This is a genomic window from Mycobacterium sp. GA-1841, from assembly GCF_001954135.1.
Lineage (GTDB): Bacteria > Actinomycetota > Actinomycetes > Mycobacteriales > Mycobacteriaceae > Mycobacterium.
Genome location: NZ_MBEQ01000099.1, coordinates 30247 through 49550 on the forward strand (window position 1 = coordinate 30247; position 19304 = coordinate 49550).

Here is a 19304-nt window from a genome sequence, read left to right on the forward strand (position 1 = left end):
GAACACCGGTATGACGATCACCGAAGAACCAGCCGTGTCCACCGTGGGTTTGCCTGCCGAAGGCGAGATCGCCGTGGTCGACATCGGTTCGCTGACCCTGGAGAACGGCACCGTCCTTCCCGACGTCCGCATCGCCGTGCAGCGCTGGGGCGAACTGTCCCCCGAGCGCGACAACGTGGTGATGGTGCTGCATGCGCTTACCGGCGATTCCCACGTCACGGGGCCGGCCGGCGACGGCCATCCGACCGCGGGCTGGTGGGACGGGGTGGCCGGTTCCGGCGCCCCGATCGACACCGACCGGTGGTGCGCGATCTCGACCAACGTACTGGGCGGCTGCCAGGGTTCCACCGGACCGGGGTCACTTGCGCCCGACGGAAAACCTTGGGGCTCAAGATTTCCCCAGATCACCATCCGTGACCAGGTCGAGGCCGACCGGGCCGCGCTGGCGGCCTTCGGCATCACCGAGGTGGCCGCCGTCGTCGGCGGGTCGATGGGCGGGGCCCGTGGCCTGGAATGGATCATCGGCCACCCCGACGAGGTGCGGGCCGCTCTGGTGCTGGCCGTCGGTGCTCGCGCCACCGCCGATCAGATCGGCACCCAGAGCACCCAGGTGGCCGCGATCAAGGCAGACCCGGACTGGCAGGGCGGGGACTACTACGGCACCGACCGCGCCCCGATGGCCGGCATGGAGATCGCCCGACGCTTCGCACACCTGACCTACCGCGGCGAAGAGGAACTCGACGAGCGGTTCGCCAACGACGCCCAGGGCGACGAGGACCCGACCACCGGCGGGCGCTACGGCGTGCAGAGCTATCTCGAATATCAGGGCGGCAAGCTGGCCCGCCGGTTTGACCCAGGCACCTATGTGGCGCTGTCCGACGCATTGTCCACGCACGACGTGGGCCGTGGCCGCGGCGGCGTCGAGGCGGCGCTACGCAGCTGTCCGGTGCCCGTCATCGTCGGCGGGATCACCTCCGATCGGCTCTACCCCATCCGGTTACAACAGGAACTGGCCGAGCTGTTGCCCGGGTGTGACGGCCTCGACGTCGTCGACTCGGCCTATGGACACGACGGCTTCCTGGTGGAGACGGAAGTGGTGGGCAAGTTGATCCGCCGAACACTGGAGCTGGCACAACGGTGAATTCGCCCAAGCAGCGTTCCCTGTCCTTCGGCTCGGAAGCCGCGGCATACGAACGTGGCCGGCCGTCGTATCCGCCGGAGGCGATCGACTGGCTGCTTCCCGACGGCGCCCACGACGTCCTCGACCTCGGTGCCGGCACGGGCAAGCTGACCACCCGGCTGGTCGAACGCGGGCTGGACGTGATTGCCGTCGACCCCATCCCGGAAATGCTTGAACTGCTGTCGAACTCGCTGCCGGACACCCCGGCACTGCTCGGTACCGCCGAGGAGATCCCACTGGCGGACAACAGCGTCGATGCCGTGCTGGTGGCGCAGGCGTGGCATTGGTTCGACCCGGTGCGGGCAGCCAAGGAGATCAGCCGGGTGCTGCGGCCGGGAGGTCGTCTGGGCCTGGTGTGGAACACCCGCGACGAGCGGATGGGCTGGGTCAAGGATCTCGGCCACATCATCGGACCGGAACACGACCCGTTCACCAACGAGGTGACACTCGCAGAACCGTTCGGAGAGACCGAACGACATCAGGTGGAGTGGACGAGTTACCTGACACCGCAGGCACTCATCGATCTGGTGGCCTCCCGCAGTTACTGCATCACCTCGCCCGAGCAGGTCCGCAAGAAGACTCTGGGACAGGTGCGTGAACTGCTGGCCACCCATCCTGCGCTGGCAAATTCCACCGGCCTGGCGTTGCCGTATGTCACGGTGTCCATCCGGGCCACGCTGGCCTGAGTGCCGAACGTGGGCTCGCTAGGCGCTGAGTTCCGCGGCGACTTCAGTCTCAGCGCCGAGCCATCGCGCCAGGGAAGCGCGCAGGCCTTCACCGTCGAATTCGTCTGTGGCCCAGGCGATGTAGCCGTCAGGCCGGATCAGCAGCGCCGCCGCAGGCCGATCGACCATCGTGGCAACTTCGACGTCTACCCGGTCACGCCACCGGGTCGCCACGTCGACGTGGGCGCCGCCCGACAGATCGAGCAGCATCGACCGGCCGGAGCGCAGCAACTCGGCCACTCGGCGACCGTCGTCCAGGACGAGATCGGGGACGAAGTACCCGGACAGTCGGTGTGTGTCGCCGACGTCATAGCGAATATCGGAACCGGAGAGCAACCCGGCGATGTGCGAGGCACCGTCCGGTGTGGCCAGTAGTTCCCCGAAAAGGGTTCGCAGCGCCGACACCTCGGGACCGGCGGCCATCAGAGCGGCCTGGGCCATAGAGTGCATCATCACCCGCTGCCCGGCCGGCCAGCGTTCGCTGTGGTAGCTGTCCAGCAGCCCACCTGGGGCCCAACCCTGCACTGCGGCGGCGAGTTTCCAGCCCAGGTTCACGGCGTCCTGCAATCCGAGGTTCAATCCGGGCCCACCCATGGCCGAATGTACGTGGGCCGCATCGCCCACCAGGAAGACGTTGCCCGCCCGGTATTGCTCGGCCTGACGGGTGTTCTGGCCGTTGATCCGGCGCAGGGCATGTGGGCCCGACCAGTCCGGTGGTGCGATCGGTACGTCGGCGCCGACCACCCGGTTCACGCTCGCCCGCAGTTCGTCGAGGGTCATCTCCGGCGCGTCGTCGGGCAGCACCGAACCGTACTCGATGGTGCCGACCATGGAGCGTCCCGGCTGGAATTCCGCATAGATCAACACGCCGCCGTCGAAACGATTGTGTCCGAACGGTATTCGCCCGACACCCGGCACATTGAGCGCACCGTAGCCGGTGCGCAGCTCATCCGGCAGGCTGATGTGGGCCACGCGGGCGACCACCTCGGTGGTCAGGCCCGGAAACTCGATACCGGCCTTCTTCCTGACCGGGCTGCGGCCTCCGTCGGCTCCCACGAGATAGGTGGCCGGCAGGCGGTAGTCGCCCGAGGGCGCGGCCACATCGACGGTGACACCATCGTGCCCGTGCTCAAGACCGACGAGTTCATGCCCCCAGCGGATCTCGACGTCGAGGCCCTGTACCCAGTCGCCCAACTGGCGCACGACGCGTGGCTGCTGGATCAGCATGCCGTACATCGGATTGCCGACGACATCGGCGAACGGCACCTGCATACCTGCGAAAATGTAACCGCCCATCGGCTCCGGTGGGCTGTCCGTGCCGCTGAGCTCCTGATACAGGCCGCGCAGATCGAGGACGCGATTGGCCTGTCCGACAATGCCGTTGGCCTTGAGTTCGGGGCTGGGTTCGGGCAATTGCTCCAACACCACCGGGCGAACTCCGGCCAGTGCCAACTCGCCGGCGACCAACAGGCCGTTGGGTCCGGCGCCGGAGATGACGACGTCGATGTTGTTCATGGATTTCCTCCAAGTGTGTTTGCGCCGCTTTCTGCACCAGGGCTGCTGACCGGCGGCCGAAGCAACCCTCAGGTAGAACTCGGCGCACGGCCAGGCTCTGGCAGGCCCGCGGCCACCGCCGCGAAACCCTCACGAATCAATTGGATTATCGAAATCGGCTGATCGGCCGAGGCGTAGGCATCCATCGCCACATCGCCGACTGCACCGATCACCGCGGCCACCAACCGCGGATACGTGTCGCGAACCGGATCGGTACCGGTGCGCTCAGCGATCGCGGCGACCCAGTCGTCGGACAACTTTCGGAACGAGGCGTCCCGGATCTCGGGGATCATCAGCAGCTTCCGTACCTCGGCCAACTGCGCCCGCGTCGGCAACGCGCGCTCCGCGCCGTACACGTCATCGAAGTCCGCCGCCAGCGGCGCCAGCACCGATTCGGTGATCGCGGTCCACAGTGGCTCCTCGGCCGGACGAGCACGCAGCATCTCGATGCTCTGCTGGAGGCGTTCCACCTGCCGGTAGGCCAACGCGTCGTACTTGCCGGCGAAGTAGTTGGTGAAGGTCCGCAGCGAAACGCCGGCCTTGGTGGCGATGTCTTCACGGGTGACGTTGTCCAGGCCACGCTCGAACACCAGCGACAGCGCGGCGTCACTGAGCGCGCGTCGCGTGGTGAGCTTCTTGCGCTCCCGTAATCCCGTCATGGGAACCACGGTAGCCAAATATTGCCCAATGGGCAATATTGCCCTTCAGGCAATATTGGTCCGGCGTCGCCGACTCAGCTGGTGCCCAACGGGTCGATGGTCCAGGCGATGTAGAGCACCGCGGCGCTCACCGTGGCGGTGGTGGCGAAATCGATGGTTCGTGACCGCACCACGAGGAGACCGGCACGGTCATCGGCCAAGGCCAGCCGCAACGCCGCCGCCGCACCCACCCCGATCCCGATGACCAGTGCGCCACGACGCCAGTAGCCCGCCACCACCAAGATGAAGGCCGCGACAAAGAACAGCCCGACCACCAGGATCGGCCACTGTCCGGCAATCACCTTGCGGACGAACTCCTTTGCCGTCACGCCAGTTTCGACTCTTCGAGCTCGACGACATTGGTCAGCAGGAATGCCCGGGTCAACGGCCCCACGCCGCCCGGGTTGGGCGAGACGTGCCCGGCCACGTCCCAGACGTCCGGCGCGACATCCCCGGTGAGCTTGCCGTCGACGCGGCTGACCCCGACGTCGACGACGGCCGCCCCGGGCTTGACCATGTCCGCGGTCACCATGTGCGGAACACCGACCGCGGCGATGATGATGTCGGCCTGCCGGGTCAGGGCGGGCAGATCGCGAGTGCCGGTGTGGCAGAGGGTGACGGTGGCGTTCTCGGAGCGACGGGTGAGCAGCAGCCCGATCGGGCGGCCCACGGTGACACCGCGGCCGATCACCACCACGTGTGCCCCGGCGATCGGGACGTCGAACCGGCGCAGCAGATGCACGATGCCGCGCGGAGTACAAGGCAGGGGGGCCTGTTTCCCCAACACCAGCCGGCCCAGGTTGGTCGGGTGCAGACCGTCGGCGTCTTTGTCCGGGTCGATGCGCTCCAGCGCGGCGTTCTCGTCGAGATGCTTGGGCAGCGGCAGCTGCACGATGTAGCCCGTGCAGTCCGGGTTGGCATTGAGTTCGTCGATCGTCTCGTCGAGTTGGGCCTGCGTGATGTCGGCGGACAGGTCCCGGCGGATCGAGTTGATCCCGACCTTGGCGCAGTCGGCGTGCTTGCCGCGCACGTAAGCCTGGGAACCGGGGTCCTCACCGACCAGCACCGTGCCCAGGCCGGGCGTCCGGCCCGCTTCGGTCAATTTCGCGACGCGCGCCTTGAGATCGACGAAGATTTCGTCGCGCGTGGCCTTACCGTCCAGAACAATCGCACCCACGGGTGCCATTGTGTCAGGTCGCGTGGCAAGCTCCATCTATGAACACTCAGCCCAATGTGTTCACTGATGTTTTCAGTGAGGCCAAACTCGGCCCGGTGACGCTGCGCAACCGCATCATCAAGGCCGCCACCTTCGAAGCGTCCACGCCTGATGCGCTGGTCACCGAAGATCTGATCAACTACCACCGGTTGCCCGCGGCCGGCGGGGTCGGCATGACCACCGTCGCCTACTGCGCGGTGGCCCCCGGTGGCCGCACCGACGGCTGGCAGATCTGGATGCGGCCAGAGGCAGTACCCGGACTCACCAAACTCACCGAGACCATCCACGCCGAGGGCGCGGCCATCAGCGCCCAGATCGGCCACGCCGGGCCGGTGGCCAACTCGCGCACCAACAAGGCCCAGGCACTGGCGCCGGTGCGGTTCTTCAACCCACTGTCGATGCGGTTCGCCAAGAAAGCCAGCATCGACGACATCCGTGACGTCACCGCCGCCCATGCCAACGCTGCCCGGCTGGCCATCGACTCCGGATTCGACGCGGTCGAGGTGCATCTCGGCCACAACTATCTGGCCAGCTCGTTCCTGTCGCCACTGATCAACCGGCGCACCGATGAGTTCGGCGGATCGCTGGAGAACCGGGCGAAGGTGGCCCGCGGTGTGGTCCGCGCGGTACGCGACGCCGTCGACAAGCACGGTGGCAAGAAGATCGCCGTGATCGCGAAACTCAACATGAGCGACGGCATCCGCGGCGGCATCCCTCTCGACGAGTCCCTGCAGACCGCCAAGTGGCTCGAGGAGGACGGCGGCCTGGACGCCATCGAGCTCACCGCCGGCAGCTCACTGGTCAACCCGATGTACTTGTTCCGCGGAGGCGCCCCGGTCAAGGAGTTCGCCGCGAACTTCAAGCCGCCGATCAGCTGGGGCATTCGGATGAGCGGCAACAAGTTCTTCCGCGAATACCCCTACCACGAGGCGTATCTGATGCGCGACGCCGAGAAGTTCCGCGCCGAGCTGACGATGCCGATCATCCTGCTGGGCGGCATCACGAACCGCGAGACCATGGACCGGGCGATGGCCGCGGGCTTCGAGTTCGTCGCGATGGGCCGGGCCCTGCTGGCCGAGCCGGACCTGCTCAACCGGATCAAGGCCGAAGGCGAAAAGGGTTCTGTCAAATCGCTGTGCACGCACTGCAACAGCTGCATGCCCACGATCTACAGCCACACCCACTGTGTGGTGACGGGAGCCCCCGATTCACTCGTGAGCTGAGACTCACCGTGAGCTAATAGCCCCATGGTCGGTAACCACCCCAGCGACACCATGGTCACCTACCGCTACGTGCGGGTGGGCCTGGTGGCGCTGGTGGTGTTCCTGTTGTGTTCGTTGGGGTTGACCTGGGCGCACAGTTGCCCACAGGGGTCGATCAGCGCGTTCTTCTACACGCGCACCCACGCGGTGTTCCTGGCCGCGCTGTGTGCGATCGGTATCTGCCTGATCGCGTACAAGGGCAGCCGGATCGGTGAAGACGCACTGCTGAACTTCGCCGGGTTCATGGCCTTCATCGTGGCCCTGGTGCCCACCGGCCCGGTCGAGCTGTGCCAGCCGTGGCTACCGAGCGTGAGCGACCCGTACGGCGCCGTCGCCAACAACATCGCATCGTTGTTCGTCGCCGTCGCGGCCGGCACGGCGATGTATCTGGCGCTGCAGCGGTGGCGCCGCCCGCAACAACCGCCGGTGGCCTCGGCCCCGTCCTGCGCCGAGGCCGCCACCCTGTGGAAGACCATCGCCACGGCGCTCCTGACGGTCGAAAAGCGGCTGCCCGCAGCACTGTTGGTCATCGCGATCGCCGGGGCGCCGCTGCTGCTGTGGGACTGGTTCGCCGAGCACGCGCACGTGATCGCCGCCGTGGCGATGTTCCTGGCCATCACTCTGGTCGCGGTGTACCACGCGTGCTACGCCCGGGCGGCTGTGCGCCGGCACCTGGCCCGCTTCTATGCCACCATCGCCGCACTCATGCTCGCGACGGTGGTGGCCGCGTTGGTGCTGTTGACCGTGGGCTGGCCCTTCGGCGTGATCGCCGTCGAGCTCACCCTCACCGTGCTGTTCGCAGTGTTTTGGGCGGTGCAGACCTGGGACGTGTGGGACGCCGAGGATCGCTACCCCGAAGAGGCGGTACCGACCCTCGCCAACGCCGAGCGCTAACTGGTGTAGCCGTCGATCTGCAACGTCTGGCCGTCACGCCGTAACACCAGCACCGCGCCGGGTGCCGGCACGAAACCCTCGACCGATCCAGCCGGCACCGTCGCAGTCTGCGTGCACGTGGCGGCGTCGAACGTGCGAAGCGAACCAGGGACACCCGGGCCCCCGTTGTCGGCGATGACGAAATGGTCGTCGAAGGACAGGTAGGCGAGACCGCTGCCCTGGCCGAGCGCTCGGGCATTGGCGCCGCGGACCCCTTGGGCGCCAACACATCTGCGCTTGCCGTCCGGACCGAACAACACGAGTTGTCGGCCGCCTTCGCGGCTGGAGAACAGGAAGTTGTCAGCCGGACCCAAGGACGGTTCGGCGGTGCCCCGATCCGGAATCGGGGTGAGGGTCTTGTCCACCACGTTGACGTAGGTGATCCCGGGTGGCGCACCGGCACCGGCGAACTGCATGAAGATGCCCACCGAGTTCGCCGGGGTGGCGATCGCTCCCGCGTCCGCCTGGCCCTTGAACACTTCGTTGTCCCACACGGTCGCGCCGCTGCCGGGGTCGACGGCGAGCACCCGGATGCCGCTACCTTGCTCGGACGAGCACTGCACCACCGACACCAACCATGATCGGGTGTCCACCGTACGCGTCGGGAAGACGCAATCAGCATGGGGCGCAGGCACTGTCCACATCGGGTTGCCGGTCCGCGTGTCGAAGCGCACCCACACCCGATCGTCGCGGTACACCACGAACGGCGCGTCCCGGTTGTAGCCGGGCACCTCCGACAATGCGTACATCATCCGCTCGTCGGCGTTCTGCCACAGCTGCTTTCCGGTGGCGGCGTCGAGGCCCACCAGTCCCTTGTCGAGGAAGGCCACGACGGTGGCCCCGTTGTCGAACACCCGCATGCCGGTGACCACCACACTGCCCGGTCCGGTTCGCGCGAAATGCCAGCGTTCCTGCCCGTCGGCGCCGTAGGCGGTGATGCGATGGTCGCCGTACACCACGAAACCTGCACCCGCAGCCGCGATGTCACGGGTGGGCTGATGCTCGTCCCCCGCGTACGCATCCGGCAGCGACACCGTGAAGGTGTGCTTGCCCAACGTGGTGGGCACTGCCGGCAAATCGGTAGCTGCGGCCGTCGTCGCGTCGAGGTAACGTCCGTCGTCGCCGGCCCGAAACGCCCCGACGGTGACCGCTGCGGCAACCGCAACGGCGATCACTGCACCGAGCGCCAGCAACTTCACCGAGCTGCGCTCCAACCGCGGGACGGCGCGCACGGCCACCAGCGTCACCGCCGCGCCCGCCAGGCACAACCACCATGAGGCCATGACCGCCGGCAGTGCCGCGGTGACCGGTGCGCCGTCCATCACCCTGCTGTAGAAGGTGGGGATGCCCTGGCTGATGTAGGCGATGAACAGCACGGCCATCACGGCCGCTGCCCCGGCTGCGGTCGCAGGCAAGTCACGACCGGTGTGGCCGCGCCACACGCAGTAGGCCATCGCCGCGATCACGACCACCGCGATGATCACCACCGCCAGCCCCATCCGGTTCGGCAAGGCCTCACCCCAACGGTGCACGCTGACGGCATACCAGGCGCTCTCGCCTGCGCTGCGCGGCGCCAGCAGGCGTGCCCACGCCGCCAACACGGCGGCCCACACCAGCAAGACCGCCGCCGTACCGACCAGCACCGTGCCCACCGGACGCAGCACGCCAAGCACCCGGTCAGCCATCTTCTGCGCCCCTTCAGAACCCATAGGGGCCATCGTCACACGCCGCCACACCACCGCAACGGACCAGCCCCGGTGAGAACTACCGATAGAGTTGAGCCCGATGAGTCCTGCGCTGACCGTTCGTTACGACGGATCGACCCGTACCTTCGCCCCGGGCAACGATGTCGTCATCGGCCGGGATCTCCGCGCCGACGTCCGCATCGCCCACCCCCTGATCTCCCGCGCCCACCTCGTGCTGCGCTTCGACCAAGGCCGGTGGGTCGCCATCGACAACGGCAGCCTCAACGGCATGTACGTCAACGGCCGGCGGGTGCCCTCGGTCGACCTGCGCGACGGCCAGATCGTCAACATCGGTAACCCGGACGGCCCGCAACTGACCTTCGACATCGGCCGCCACGAAGGGGCCGTGGGCCGAACCCCGACCGCGGCGGTGCCGATCGCGAGCCGGCCGAGCGGCGGCTGGCCCACCCAGGCACCCACCGCTCCCCGGCAGCCGTACGGCCAGCCGCCCGCACCTCCGCGCCCGGGCTATTCGTCCGGCCCGCAGCCGCGCTACCCGACCGCGCCGACCGGATATCCCAGCGGTCCCCAGGGCGGTTACCCCAGCGGACCGCAAACCGGATATCCCAGTGGCCCGCAGCAGTATCAGTCGCAACCGGTTCGCACCCCGGCCCCGGCCCCCGCGAATCCGGCGCAGGCACCGACCACGATGGGCCCGGCCGCCTCGGCCCGCGGCGGCAGCGAGGCCGGCGGCAACATCGCGACCAGCATGATGAAGATCTTGCGGCCCGGGCGTAGCACGTCGGCGCCGGCAAATGCGGTGAAGATCGGCCGCGCCACCGACAACGACATCGTGATTCCCGACGTGTTGGCCTCACGGCATCACGCCACGTTGATCCCGCTGCCCGGCGGCACCGAGATCCGCGATGAACGCAGCATCAACGGCACGTTCGTCAACGGTGCCCGGGTGGACAGCGCGATCCTGCACGACGACGACGTGGTCACCATCGGCAACGTCGACCTGGTGTTCAGCGGCGGTACCTTGGTGCGCCGCAGCGAGACCGAGGCCGACACCCGCACCGGCGGACTCGAAGTGCGCGGCCTGACGTGGACGATCGAGGGCAACAAGACGCTGCTCGACAACATCTCCCTGGATGCCCGGCCCGGCACGCTGACCGCGGTGATCGGACCCTCGGGCGCCGGAAAGTCGACGTTCGCCAAGCAGGTCGCCGGCTACACCCATCCGACCAGCGGCACGATCACCTTCGAGGGCCACGACGTCCACGCCGAGTACGCCTCGCTGCGTTCCCGGATCGGCATGGTTCCGCAGGACGACGTGGTGCACGGTCAGCTCACCGTGCGGCAGGCGCTGATGTATGCCGCCGAACTGCGGCTGCCGCCGGACACCACGACCGCCGACCGCGAACAGGTCGTCATGCAGGTTCTCGAGGAACTCGAGATGACCAAGCACCTCGACACCCGCGTCGACAAGCTGTCCGGCGGGCAACGCAAGCGCGCCTCGGTCGCCCTCGAACTGCTGACCGGCCCGTCACTGCTGATCCTCGACGAGCCCACCTCGGGTCTGGACCCGGCGCTCGACCGCCAGGTGATGACCATGCTGCGCCAGTTGGCCGACGCCGGCCGCGTGGTGCTGGTCGTCACGCACTCACTGACCTATCTCGATGTGTGCGACCAGGTACTGCTGCTGGCCCCCGGTGGCAAAACCGCGTTCTGCGGGCCGCCCGACCAGATCGGTCCGGAGCTCGGCACCACCAACTGGGCCGACATCTTCAGCACCGTGGCGAGCGATCCGGCCGAGGCGAATCGGCGCTACCTCGCCCGCACGGGGCCTGCGCCGGCCGCCGCGGCGTCCTCGGAGCAGCCCGGAGATCTCGGCGCGCCGGCGAAGACGAGCCTGCTGCGCCAGTTCTCCACGATCGCCCGCCGGCAGATGCGACTGATCATCTCCGACCGCGGCTACTTCATCTTCCTGGCGCTGCTGCCGTTCATCATGGGTGTGCTGTCGCTGTCGGTGCCGGGCACCGTCGGCTTCGGTGTGCCGAACCCGATGGGCGACGCCCCCAACGAGCCGGGCCAGATCCTGGTGCTGCTCAACGTCGGCGCAATCTTCATGGGCACCGCCCTGACCATCCGCGACCTGATCGGCGAACGGGCGATCTTCCGCCGCGAGCAGGCCGTCGGGCTGTCCACCACCGCTTACCTGCTGGCCAAGGTCTGCGTGTACTCGGTGTTCGCCATCGTGCAGTCGGCAATCGTCACGACCATCACGATCATGGGCAAGGGCTGGGGTGAGGGCGCGGTGGACCGCGGCGTGTTCCTGCCGAACCGGTCCCTGGAGTTGTTCGTCAGCATGGCCGCCACCACCGTCACCGCCGCCATGGTGGGCCTGGCGCTGTCGGCCCTGGCGAAATCCAACGAGCAGATCATGCCGCTGCTCGTGGTCGCGATCATGAGCCAGCTGGTGTTCTCCGGCGGCATGATCCCGGTGACCGGCCGCGTCGGGCTGGATCAACTCTCGTGGATCACGCCGGCCCGCTGGGGTTTTGCCGCGTCGGCGTCGACGGTCGATCTGATCCGGCTGGTGCCCGGGCCGCTGACCCCCAAGGACTCACATTGGGAGCACACCACCGGCACCTGGCTGTTCGACATGGCCATGCTGGCGGCGCTGTCGCTGTTCTATGTCAGCTTCGTGCGCTGGAAGATCCGGCTCAAGGCCGGCTGAGTCACCCGCCGCTGACGTCGAGGCCGTGGGCGACGGCGTAGGACAGTGCCTGGGTGATGTCGATCTTGGCGCCCCGCAGCTTGGCTGTGGTCCAGAACGTGGCGTCGACGCGGGCGCCCCGCAGATCGGCCTCGTCGAACTTGGCGTCCTGCACCCGCGCACCGCTCAGGTCTGCCTGCCGCAGCACGGCCTTGCGTAGATCCACACCGACGAGGCTGGTCTCCCGGAGCCGGCAGTCCGACAGGTCGACGCTGCGCAGATCGCAGCCGCCCAGCACAGCCAGAGTGAGGTCGGATTCCTTCAGCGTGATCGGGCGCAGCCGGCACTCGGTGAACACCGAACCCAGCAGACTGCAATTGGTGAACGTGCTGTGCCAGAGCGTGGCGCGGCGGAACGTGCAGTTGCGGAACGCCGAGCCGGCATGCTGTGACTCGGACATGTCCACACCGCTGAAATCGCATTCAGTGAACACCACCCGCTCGGTGCGCAACCGGCTCAGATCCTGATCGCGGAAGTCTTCGCCGGTGAATTCGCGGTCCGCCCAGACGGTTTCGTCGGCCACCACGTGTCAGCCGGGCAGCGCGGAAAGCGTGCTCAACGAGTACTCGGTGACGGCGATGAGCGCGGCCTTGGCCGAGTTGCGATCGCGCGCGTCGACGGCCACCACCGGGATGTGGTCGGGCAGGGCCAGCGCCTTGCGCACCGCCTGGGTGGGATGCTTTGGTGCGTCGTCGAATTCATTGACCGCGACGATGAACGGCAACTTGCGGGCCTCGAAGAAGTCCACCGCGGCGAAGCTGTCCTGCAGGCGTCGCACGTCGACCAGGATGATCGCACCGATCGCGCCGCGCACCAGGTCGTCCCACATGAACCAGAACCGTCGCTGCCCCGGCGTACCGAACAGGTACAGCACCAGATCCTCGGCCAGGGTGATGCGGCCGAAGTCCATCGCGACCGTGGTGGTGCGCTTGTCCGGGGTGCCGTCCAACGCGTCGACGCCTTCGGACACGTTGGTGACCAACGCTTCGGTGCGCAACGGCATGATCTCGGACACCGCGCCCACGAAGGTTGTCTTCCCGGCGCCGAACCCGCCGGAAATGACGATCTTCGTCGAGGATGAGCGCTTGCGCGAAGACTCTGTCTCGGATGAACGCTTGCGCGAAGACCCTGTCTCGGCTGCCCCGCGTCGGGGGGCGCCGCCGCCGGAGGCCGAGCGGGGTTCAGAGGGCTCGTAGGCCACGCAGGGTCCTTCCAATCAGTTCGCGGCGTTCGTCGAAGCTAGCCGAGTCGTCGAGGGTGGCTTCCACCCGTAGATAACCCTGCGTCACCAAGTCCCCGATCAGCACGCGCGCCACGCCGAGCGGGAGAGACAGATGTGCGGAGATCTCGGCTACCGAAGGGCTGCCGGTGCACAACTCTACGATCTGTGCGCGCACATCGCTGCCAGCCCAGCGTGGTTCGCGCGGCGTGTCGAGCTTCTGGACCGGCGCTTCCAGCGGAAGGTGCACACGCGAGTCGGTGCGGCCGGCCGTCAGCGTGTACGGCCGCACCAAACTCGGTCGATCGGTGGGTTCCGATTCGTCCACAGACACCTCGCGAAGGGCAGAAGGGGACAGAGATTCAGGACGGTTGCGGCGTGCGGCGCGACGACTGCACCACCGCACCGACACGTTCGACGAGGATGGCCATCTCGTAGCCGACCTGGCCGATGTCGCACGACGGGGCGGTCAGCGTGGCGAGGTTGGAGCCGTCGCCCACCCGCATCAGCAGGAGGTAGCCGTTCTCCATCTCGACGACCGACTGCATCACGTGACCGCCGTTGAACAACTGGGAGGCGCCGGTGGCGAGGCTCGCCAGACCGGAGGCGACGGCGGCGAGTTGATCGGCCCGCTCGATCGGCATTTGTTCGCTGGCGGCCATCAGTAGCCCGTCGGCCGAGACCAGCACCGCGTGGGACACCCCGGATACCTCACGGGCGAACTTGGACACCAGCCAGTCCAGGGAATCACGCTGGGTCGGACGGGTCATTCGCTATCGGTTCCTCTGGTCTCTCGGGCATGCGATCGCCCGGCGTGCACGCCCCCGAAAAGGTTGCTGGTGCTCGCGCGGACAGCCTCGGGATCACGTGGTTTGAACGCCCCGAACATGCTGCTGTCAGGTTCGTCTGCCGATGCTACCGCCTCGAAGCTGTCGTCGTTACGGTGTGCTCCACCGTTGCGGTGACGGCCGTTGGCCTCGCCGGGGACGGCGCCGACAGCTTCGGCCACGCCACCGGGCACCAGGCGGGCGCCCGGCGTACGCATCGGCAGGCCTTCCTCGGTGTGTTGCTCGACGGGCGCATCCTGCGCCGCGGCGGCCACCGACCAGCCTTTCTCCCACACCGTCTTCCAGTCCAGGTCGGCGCTGCGAACGTGCGTGGCCGGATCGATCTCGAATTCCGAGACCATCGACTGATAGATCGAGTCCCCCTCGACCTCGGGGGTCTCGGGCGGCTCGACAGCCGCGGATTCGACGGGTTCGCCGGCCGCCGGCGCGGCAGCCGCACCGTTGAGCGCGTGGCCGTTGAGACCGTTGAGCCCACTGTGGCCGTTCAGGCCGGTATAGCCGCCCAGCCCGTCCGGGACACCGACGCCGTTGACGGCCTCGACACCGTTGACGTCCTCGGCGCCGTTGACCCCGGCGCCGGCCACCTGGCCGCGCGAGGCGAAGAACGACGACGTGTTCGTCGGCGTCGCGGGGCCGAGGTCTGACCTGGTCTGCCCCTTGGCGGCGGCTGCGCTTTCCTCGGTGTGCACCGGCCACTGCTGCGGCCACTCCCCGACCGGTTCCTCAGCCTCCTCCGGAGACTCCGCCACCGGTTCCTCGGCCGCGGGTTCGGGCTGCGGGGCGAGCGTGCCCGGCAGCTCCGAGATACCACTGGCCCCCGGATTGCGTTGCGGCAACAGGTCGAACGACACATCGGCGCCGTTGACGTGGGGTTCGTCCGGGGCGGCTCCGAAAGCCGAGGTGCCGGCGGGGTCGACGTCCAGCGACAGGGCCGTGGCGATCCCGGCCTGGGCGTCCACGGGCACGCCGTAGGCGGCGTCGTCCCCCGGCTGGGCCTGCGCCGAATCATCGCGGGCCAGCAACGCGGCCGGCACGTACACCCCGGCCGTCGTGCCCGAGCTCGGTTCCTCGGCGACGGTGCTGCGCAACCGCACCACCAGACCGTGCTGGGTGGCCAGCCGTCCGACCACGAACAGACCCATGTGGCGTGCGGTGTAGGGGTTGACCTCACCGCCGGACTGCAGGCGGGTGTTGGCGACCCGAAGATCGGCTTCCGTCATGCCGAGGCCGACGTCGCTCACCTCGATCACCAACGCGCCCTTGGCTGCGATCACGGCCGACACCCGCACCTGCGAGATCGGCGGCGAGTACCGCAAGGCATTGTCGAGCAGTTCGGCCAGCAGGTGGATGAGGTCACCGGCCACCGCGCCGGTCACCTCGACGTCGGCCACCGAGGCGGTGACCACCCGGGTGTAGTCCTCCACCTCTGAGGCCGCGGCGTTGATCACCGTCGCCAGCGGCACCGGGCGACTGTGCTCCCGCGCCAACTTCGACCCCGACAGCACCAACAGGTTGGCGCCGTTGCGGCGCATGCGGGCCGCCAGGTGATCGAGCCGGAAGAGGCTCTCCAGACGCTCCGGGTCGTCCTCGTTGCGTTCGAGCTGATCGATGAGCGACAACTGTTGATCGACCAGGGAGCGGCTGCGCCGCGACAGCGTCTCGAACATGTCCGACACCTGCAACTGCAGCTGTGCCTGCTCGCCGGCGAGGAACACCGCCTGCTCGTGCAACTCGTCGACGGCGTGGGCGACCTGGCCGATCTCCTCGGTGGTCTGCACCGGAAGCGGAGTGACCGGCACCAACTCACCGCCGGAACGGACCCGTTCGATCTCCTTGGCCAGATCTTCGTGCGCCACCTTGAGGGCGCTGTCGCGCAGCGTGCGCAGTGGACGCACCAGCGAGCGGGCCACCAACAACACGATGACGAGCGCGCTGACGATCGCGGTGGCGACCAGGATGGCATCGCGGATCGCGTCGTTGCGGGCATCGTTGGCCTGCGCCTCCACCGCGGCGGGGATGGCCGAGGTGGTGTCGGAGATGATCTGCCCGGCGATTTCGTTGGTGGTCTGCAACGAGGCCAGCAGATCCGGATTTCCGACCAGCGGCACCCCGGGGTTGGACATCATCGCCATCCGCTTGACCATCTCGGCGCGCAGTGTCGCCGCCCCTTCGGAGGCACCGCCGAGCACCTTCGTCAGCGCCGCGACGGTCGACGGTTCGGTACCGGCCATCGTGATCATCGAGGTACGCAGCAACGGTTCGGGCTCGGCTCCCCCGGCGTTGACCATCATCTGCTGGATGGCCATCTGTCCGCGGGCCCCGACCGCCCGGGCCAACGCCTCGACCTGGGCCTGAACCGCCTGCTGGTTGCTGTGCACCGAACCGGTGATCGCGGCTTCACCGGTGAGCAGCAGCGGACCGTAGTCGATGATGCGCTGACGCAGGTCGATCGAATTCGACATCACCGCGTCGACGATTTCTTGGCCCTTGCTGAGCAGGCTGCCCACGGCCTGGCCGACGTCCTCGAGCACATCGGTGGCTTCCAGACGTTGCTGGAGGTCGGATTTCTTGTCCTTGAAGGTGGCCATCGCAGCCTGCCCGTCGCCACCCTCGGTAGCGGCAATGAGCACGCCCTCCATCGCGGCCATGTAGGCATTGATGTCCGGGACCATTTCGGCGCGATCGGCAGCCAGCCGCAGATCCCCGGCGGCGGTGGCACTGGCATAGATACGCAAACCACCGAACGTCGCGGCCAAGATCAACGGCACGACGACGATCGCCAGGACTTTCCGGCTGACCGGCCAGTTGGCCGGAGACCAACGCGAAGGACGCTTGGCCGCAGCGGTCGGGGTTGGGTTCGGGGTGAATTCGACAAGGGTGCCGTCAGCCTGTTTCAGCTGCGTAAAGGCAGTCATCGGCGCCCAACCGCACTACCGGCTGCGTGGCCGCATTTCACTCGTGGGGCGTGATTCATCAGAACTTCCTGCTGTTTCCGCCCACGCTGGGGCGGGCGTCAAACGCCTTGGCAATTGCACGAGTATGACAGCCGCGCGCGAGCGTTTCCACAATTCTTACTGAACAGACAGAGTTCGTGACCGAGCTGTAGCGCAGTTGTGTGGTAATCGAGCAAACAGGTGAATCCTTGCCCGTGCACGCCCGGATTTGCCTCCGACATTTTCGGCGGTATTCGTCACCGCATTTGGCTGCCGATTCGTCATGGGATGCGGGTTCGTACGAGGATCGTCGAATGTTCCGGGTGTTGTTCTTCAGTCCGCGCATCGCACCCAACACCGGCAATGCGATCAGGATGGTGGCGGGCACGGGGTGCGAGCTGCACCTTGTCGAACCGCTGGGTTTCGACCTGTCCGAACCCAAGCTGCGCCGGGCCGGCCTGGACTACCACGACCTGGCATCGGTCACGGTGCACAGCGATCTGGCCGCGGCGTGGCGCGCCCTGCTGCCGGCTCGCGTCTACGCCTTCACCGCGCACGCGTCGACCTCGTTCACCGACGTCGCCTACCAACCGGGCGACGTATTGATGTTCGGCCCCGAACCCACCGGACTGGATGCACAAACGCTGGCCGATCCGAATATCACCGCACAGCTACGTATTCCGATGCTCGCGGGCAGACGGTCACTGAATTTGTCCAACGCGGCCGCCGTTGCCGCTTATGAGGCGTGGCGTCAGCACGGGTTCGCCGGCGGCGTCTAGTTACGCCTCGGGCGTGGACCGGCAAGCAGTCCACGCCCGAATTCCACAGAGTGTTCATATCCATGCTTCACAAAATCATCGTGGGCCTCAGGCGTCCCAGCGCCGGCCCCGAGCTCACCAACTGTCCCAGTGCGAGAACTGCTCGGCCGGCAGTCGCTTGGCCTTCTTGAAGTCGGTGCCCACCGTGTAGGCGATCGGGAACAGGCCGGCCTGGGAATACCGGTCGAACGGAATCCCGAGCAGTTCGGCGGCCTGCTTCTCGCCGTCACCGAGCAGGTGCAGCGTGGTCCAGGCCGAGCCGAGGCCACGAGAGCGCAACGCCAGCATGAAACTCCAGACGGCGGGCAGCAATGATCCCCAGAATGAGGCAGACATTCCCGCCGGCGCGCCATCGGGGCGGCCTTCCAGGCACGGAATCAACAGCACCGGCGCCTTCTCGAAGTTGTCGGTGAGATACCGTGCGGAGCTCTTCACCGCATCCTGCTGCTGATCGCGGATGTCGCCGCGCTCCTGATTGGGCAGGTCCAGGTACGGGTTGGCGTTCGACCGGTAGATGTCGGCCAGCGCCTTCTTCTTTGCCGGGTCCTCGACGAAAACCCATTGCCAGCCTTGTGCATTCGAGCCGGTCGGGGCCTGTAGCGCCAGGTCGAGGCATTCCATGATCACCTCACGCGACACCGGCTTTTCGAAGTCGAGGCGTTTGCGCACCGAGCGGGTGGTGGTGAGGAGTTCGTCGACGGACAAGTTCAGAGTCGGTTCGGCTGTCATGCCGCGAGACTACAGACGCGCGCGAGTCGCCGCGGCGACTCGCGCAGGCGTTTGCTGAGTACCGACCGAACATCATGTGCCGCAGTACAACTCAGCTAACAGCTGAAGGTTGCGCGCCGTCGCCGGGGTGACGACGGCGCGCGGGACGATCAGCCGGCGTTCTCGGAGACCAGCACGGGGTCCCAGCCGTTGACGTCGGATTCTTCCGGCGCGCCGAAGTCGGCCGGCGTGGGCACGGCATGGATACCGTGATCGTCGCCGGGCAACCCGCCGAGAGCGGCGATGGTTTCGCGGATCTTGGTCGCCTCGCCGTCGGTGGGCGTTGCGCCGGCCTCGAGTTCGTCGAGCAGGCCGTCGCGCAGACCGGCGCCGTTGGCCACTTCCTGGGCCGACAGCTTGGCATGGATGCGCGTGACGTAGATCTGCTGTCCCAGAGAGGAACCCGGCGCCGCGGCGGCATGGGCCATCAGCGAGTCGTAGCGCTGACGGACCCCGCTGAGCGCCACGATGACCGCGGGGGAAGGCCGGTCGCTACTGGCCGCTTCGGTCAGCGACGCGCGCAGCTTGCGCAGACCGGACAGGACGACGTCGGCACGCTTGTGGAATTTCTTGTCCTCGGGGAACGGCAGTGCGTCGATCGCGGCGGAGTACATGTGCATCGCCGCTTCCGACAGACTGACGATGACCGCCGAATCACCTTCCAGTGTCGCTTTTTGTCCCAT

The 19304-nt window shown here is 67.4% G+C and carries 18 protein-coding genes; 6 read left to right on the forward strand and 12 right to left on the reverse strand.

What is annotated here, in order from left to right:
- The first annotated feature begins 10 nt into the window (after positions 1-10).
- Positions 11-1141, forward strand: coding sequence for a homoserine O-acetyltransferase (locus A5740_RS23295; protein WP_076198038.1), 1131 nt, complete (start codon positions 11-13; stop codon positions 1139-1141).
- Positions 1138-1866, forward strand: coding sequence for a class I SAM-dependent methyltransferase (locus tag A5740_RS23300; RefSeq protein ID WP_076198040.1), 729 nt, complete (start codon positions 1138-1140; stop codon positions 1864-1866). Before A5740_RS23295 ends, A5740_RS23300 begins: the two co-directional genes overlap by 4 nt.
- A gap of 18 nt (positions 1867-1884) precedes the next feature.
- On the opposite strand, the gene A5740_RS23305 is transcribed toward A5740_RS23300, so the two are convergent.
- The 4 genes from A5740_RS23305 to A5740_RS23320 all read right to left on the reverse strand — a co-directional run bounded on the left by A5740_RS23305 (position 1885) and on the right by A5740_RS23320 (position 5334).
- A complete protein-coding gene (locus tag A5740_RS23305; protein ID WP_076198042.1) occupies positions 1885-3420 on the reverse strand; it encodes an FAD-dependent monooxygenase in 1536 nt (511 codons plus the stop codon).
- A 68-nt stretch (positions 3421-3488) separates the two neighbouring features.
- On the reverse strand, positions 3489-4118 hold the full coding sequence (locus A5740_RS23310; RefSeq protein WP_076198044.1) for a TetR/AcrR family transcriptional regulator: 630 nt from the start codon (positions 4116-4118) through the stop codon (positions 3489-3491).
- A 74-nt stretch (positions 4119-4192) separates the two neighbouring features.
- Entirely contained in the window at positions 4193-4486 is a 294-nt protein-coding gene (locus A5740_RS23315) for a DUF3017 domain-containing protein (RefSeq protein WP_067767664.1), read from the reverse strand.
- Positions 4483-5334, reverse strand: coding sequence for a bifunctional methylenetetrahydrofolate dehydrogenase/methenyltetrahydrofolate cyclohydrolase (locus tag A5740_RS23320; RefSeq protein WP_076198082.1), 852 nt, complete (start codon positions 5332-5334; stop codon positions 4483-4485). Before A5740_RS23320 ends, A5740_RS23315 begins: the two co-directional genes overlap by 4 nt.
- 38 nt (positions 5335-5372) lie before the next feature.
- Between A5740_RS23320 and A5740_RS23325 the strand changes: the two genes are divergently transcribed.
- Positions 5373-6596, forward strand: coding sequence for an NADH:flavin oxidoreductase (locus A5740_RS23325; RefSeq protein ID WP_076198046.1), 1224 nt, complete (start codon positions 5373-5375; stop codon positions 6594-6596).
- Positions 6597-6620: 24 nt separating this feature from the next.
- Positions 6621-7529, forward strand: coding sequence for a diphosphate--fructose-6-phosphate 1-phosphotransferase (locus tag A5740_RS23330; protein ID WP_076198048.1), 909 nt, complete (start codon positions 6621-6623; stop codon positions 7527-7529).
- On the opposite strand, the gene A5740_RS23335 is transcribed toward A5740_RS23330, so the two are convergent.
- Positions 7526-9277, reverse strand: coding sequence for a PQQ-binding-like beta-propeller repeat protein (locus A5740_RS23335; protein ID WP_076198050.1), 1752 nt, complete (start codon positions 9275-9277; stop codon positions 7526-7528). The genes A5740_RS23330 and A5740_RS23335 overlap by 4 nt on opposite strands.
- 76 nt (positions 9278-9353) lie before the next feature.
- Between A5740_RS23335 and A5740_RS23340 the strand changes: the two genes are divergently transcribed.
- On the forward strand, positions 9354-11996 hold the full coding sequence (locus tag A5740_RS23340; RefSeq protein ID WP_076198052.1) for an FHA domain-containing protein: 2643 nt from the start codon (positions 9354-9356) through the stop codon (positions 11994-11996).
- Between the two features lies 1 nt (position 11997).
- Here A5740_RS23340 and A5740_RS23345 read toward each other — a convergent pair whose 3' ends face one another.
- From A5740_RS23345 to A5740_RS23365, 5 genes are all read right to left on the reverse strand, one after another.
- Positions 11998-12561, reverse strand: a complete 564-nt coding sequence (locus tag A5740_RS23345; protein ID WP_076198054.1) for a pentapeptide repeat-containing protein — start codon at positions 12559-12561, stop codon at positions 11998-12000.
- A gap of 3 nt (positions 12562-12564) precedes the next feature.
- On the reverse strand, positions 12565-13101 hold the full coding sequence (locus tag A5740_RS23350) for an ATP/GTP-binding protein (protein WP_076198084.1): 537 nt from the start codon (positions 13099-13101) through the stop codon (positions 12565-12567).
- Positions 13102-13216: 115 nt separating this feature from the next.
- Positions 13217-13582 (reverse strand): DUF742 domain-containing protein, encoded by a 366-nt coding sequence (locus A5740_RS23355; protein ID WP_067767682.1) that lies wholly within the window; start codon positions 13580-13582, stop codon positions 13217-13219.
- Between the two features lie 34 nt (positions 13583-13616).
- Positions 13617-14024 (reverse strand): roadblock/LC7 domain-containing protein, encoded by a 408-nt coding sequence (locus tag A5740_RS23360; RefSeq protein WP_076198056.1) that lies wholly within the window; start codon positions 14022-14024, stop codon positions 13617-13619.
- Positions 14021-17017 carry a sensor histidine kinase gene (locus A5740_RS23365; protein ID WP_076198058.1) on the reverse strand — a complete coding sequence of 999 codons (2997 nt, stop codon included), beginning with the start codon at positions 17015-17017 and terminating at the stop codon, positions 14021-14023. The genes A5740_RS23360 and A5740_RS23365 overlap by 4 nt, the downstream gene beginning before the upstream one ends.
- A gap of 332 nt (positions 17018-17349) precedes the next feature.
- On the opposite strand from A5740_RS23365, the gene A5740_RS23370 reads away from it, so the two are divergent.
- Positions 17350-17814, forward strand: a complete 465-nt coding sequence (locus A5740_RS23370; protein ID WP_076198059.1) for a tRNA (cytidine(34)-2'-O)-methyltransferase — start codon at positions 17350-17352, stop codon at positions 17812-17814.
- 114 nt (positions 17815-17928) lie between these two features.
- Here A5740_RS23370 and A5740_RS23375 read toward each other — a convergent pair whose 3' ends face one another.
- Entirely contained in the window at positions 17929-18582 is a 654-nt protein-coding gene (locus tag A5740_RS23375; RefSeq protein ID WP_076198060.1) for a nitroreductase family protein, read from the reverse strand.
- Between the two features lie 149 nt (positions 18583-18731).
- Complete coding sequence (locus tag A5740_RS23380) at positions 18732-19304, reverse strand: forkhead-associated protein (RefSeq protein ID WP_076198061.1); 573 nt, start codon at positions 19302-19304, stop codon at positions 18732-18734.

Bases quoted from the DNA above. Each gene is read 5' to 3' on its own strand.
- A5740_RS23295 (WP_076198038.1), top strand. From the start codon at position 11: ATGACGATCACCGAAGAACCAGCCGTGTCCACCGTGGGTTTGCCTGCC.
- A5740_RS23305 (WP_076198042.1), bottom strand. From the start codon at position 3,420: ATGAACAACATCGACGTCGTCATCTCCGGCGCCGGACCCAACGGCCTG.
- A5740_RS23310 (WP_076198044.1), bottom strand. From the start codon at position 4,118: ATGACGGGATTACGGGAGCGCAAGAAGCTCACCACGCGACGCGCGCTC.
- A5740_RS23325 (WP_076198046.1), top strand. From the start codon at position 5,373: ATGAACACTCAGCCCAATGTGTTCACTGATGTTTTCAGTGAGGCCAAA.
- A5740_RS23330 (WP_076198048.1), top strand. From the start codon at position 6,621: ATGGTCGGTAACCACCCCAGCGACACCATGGTCACCTACCGCTACGTG.
- A5740_RS23335 (WP_076198050.1), bottom strand. From the start codon at position 9,277: ATGGGTTCTGAAGGGGCGCAGAAGATGGCTGACCGGGTGCTTGGCGTG.
- A5740_RS23340 (WP_076198052.1), top strand. From the start codon at position 9,354: ATGAGTCCTGCGCTGACCGTTCGTTACGACGGATCGACCCGTACCTTC.
- A5740_RS23360 (WP_076198056.1), bottom strand. From the start codon at position 14,024: ATGACCCGTCCGACCCAGCGTGATTCCCTGGACTGGCTGGTGTCCAAG.
- A5740_RS23365 (WP_076198058.1), bottom strand. From the start codon at position 17,017: ATGACTGCCTTTACGCAGCTGAAACAGGCTGACGGCACCCTTGTCGAA.
- A5740_RS23370 (WP_076198059.1), top strand. From the start codon at position 17,350: ATGTTCCGGGTGTTGTTCTTCAGTCCGCGCATCGCACCCAACACCGGC.
- A5740_RS23375 (WP_076198060.1), bottom strand. From the start codon at position 18,582: ATGACAGCCGAACCGACTCTGAACTTGTCCGTCGACGAACTCCTCACC.
- A5740_RS23380 (WP_076198061.1), bottom strand. From the start codon at position 19,304: ATGGGACAAAAAGCGACACTGGAAGGTGATTCGGCGGTCATCGTCAGT.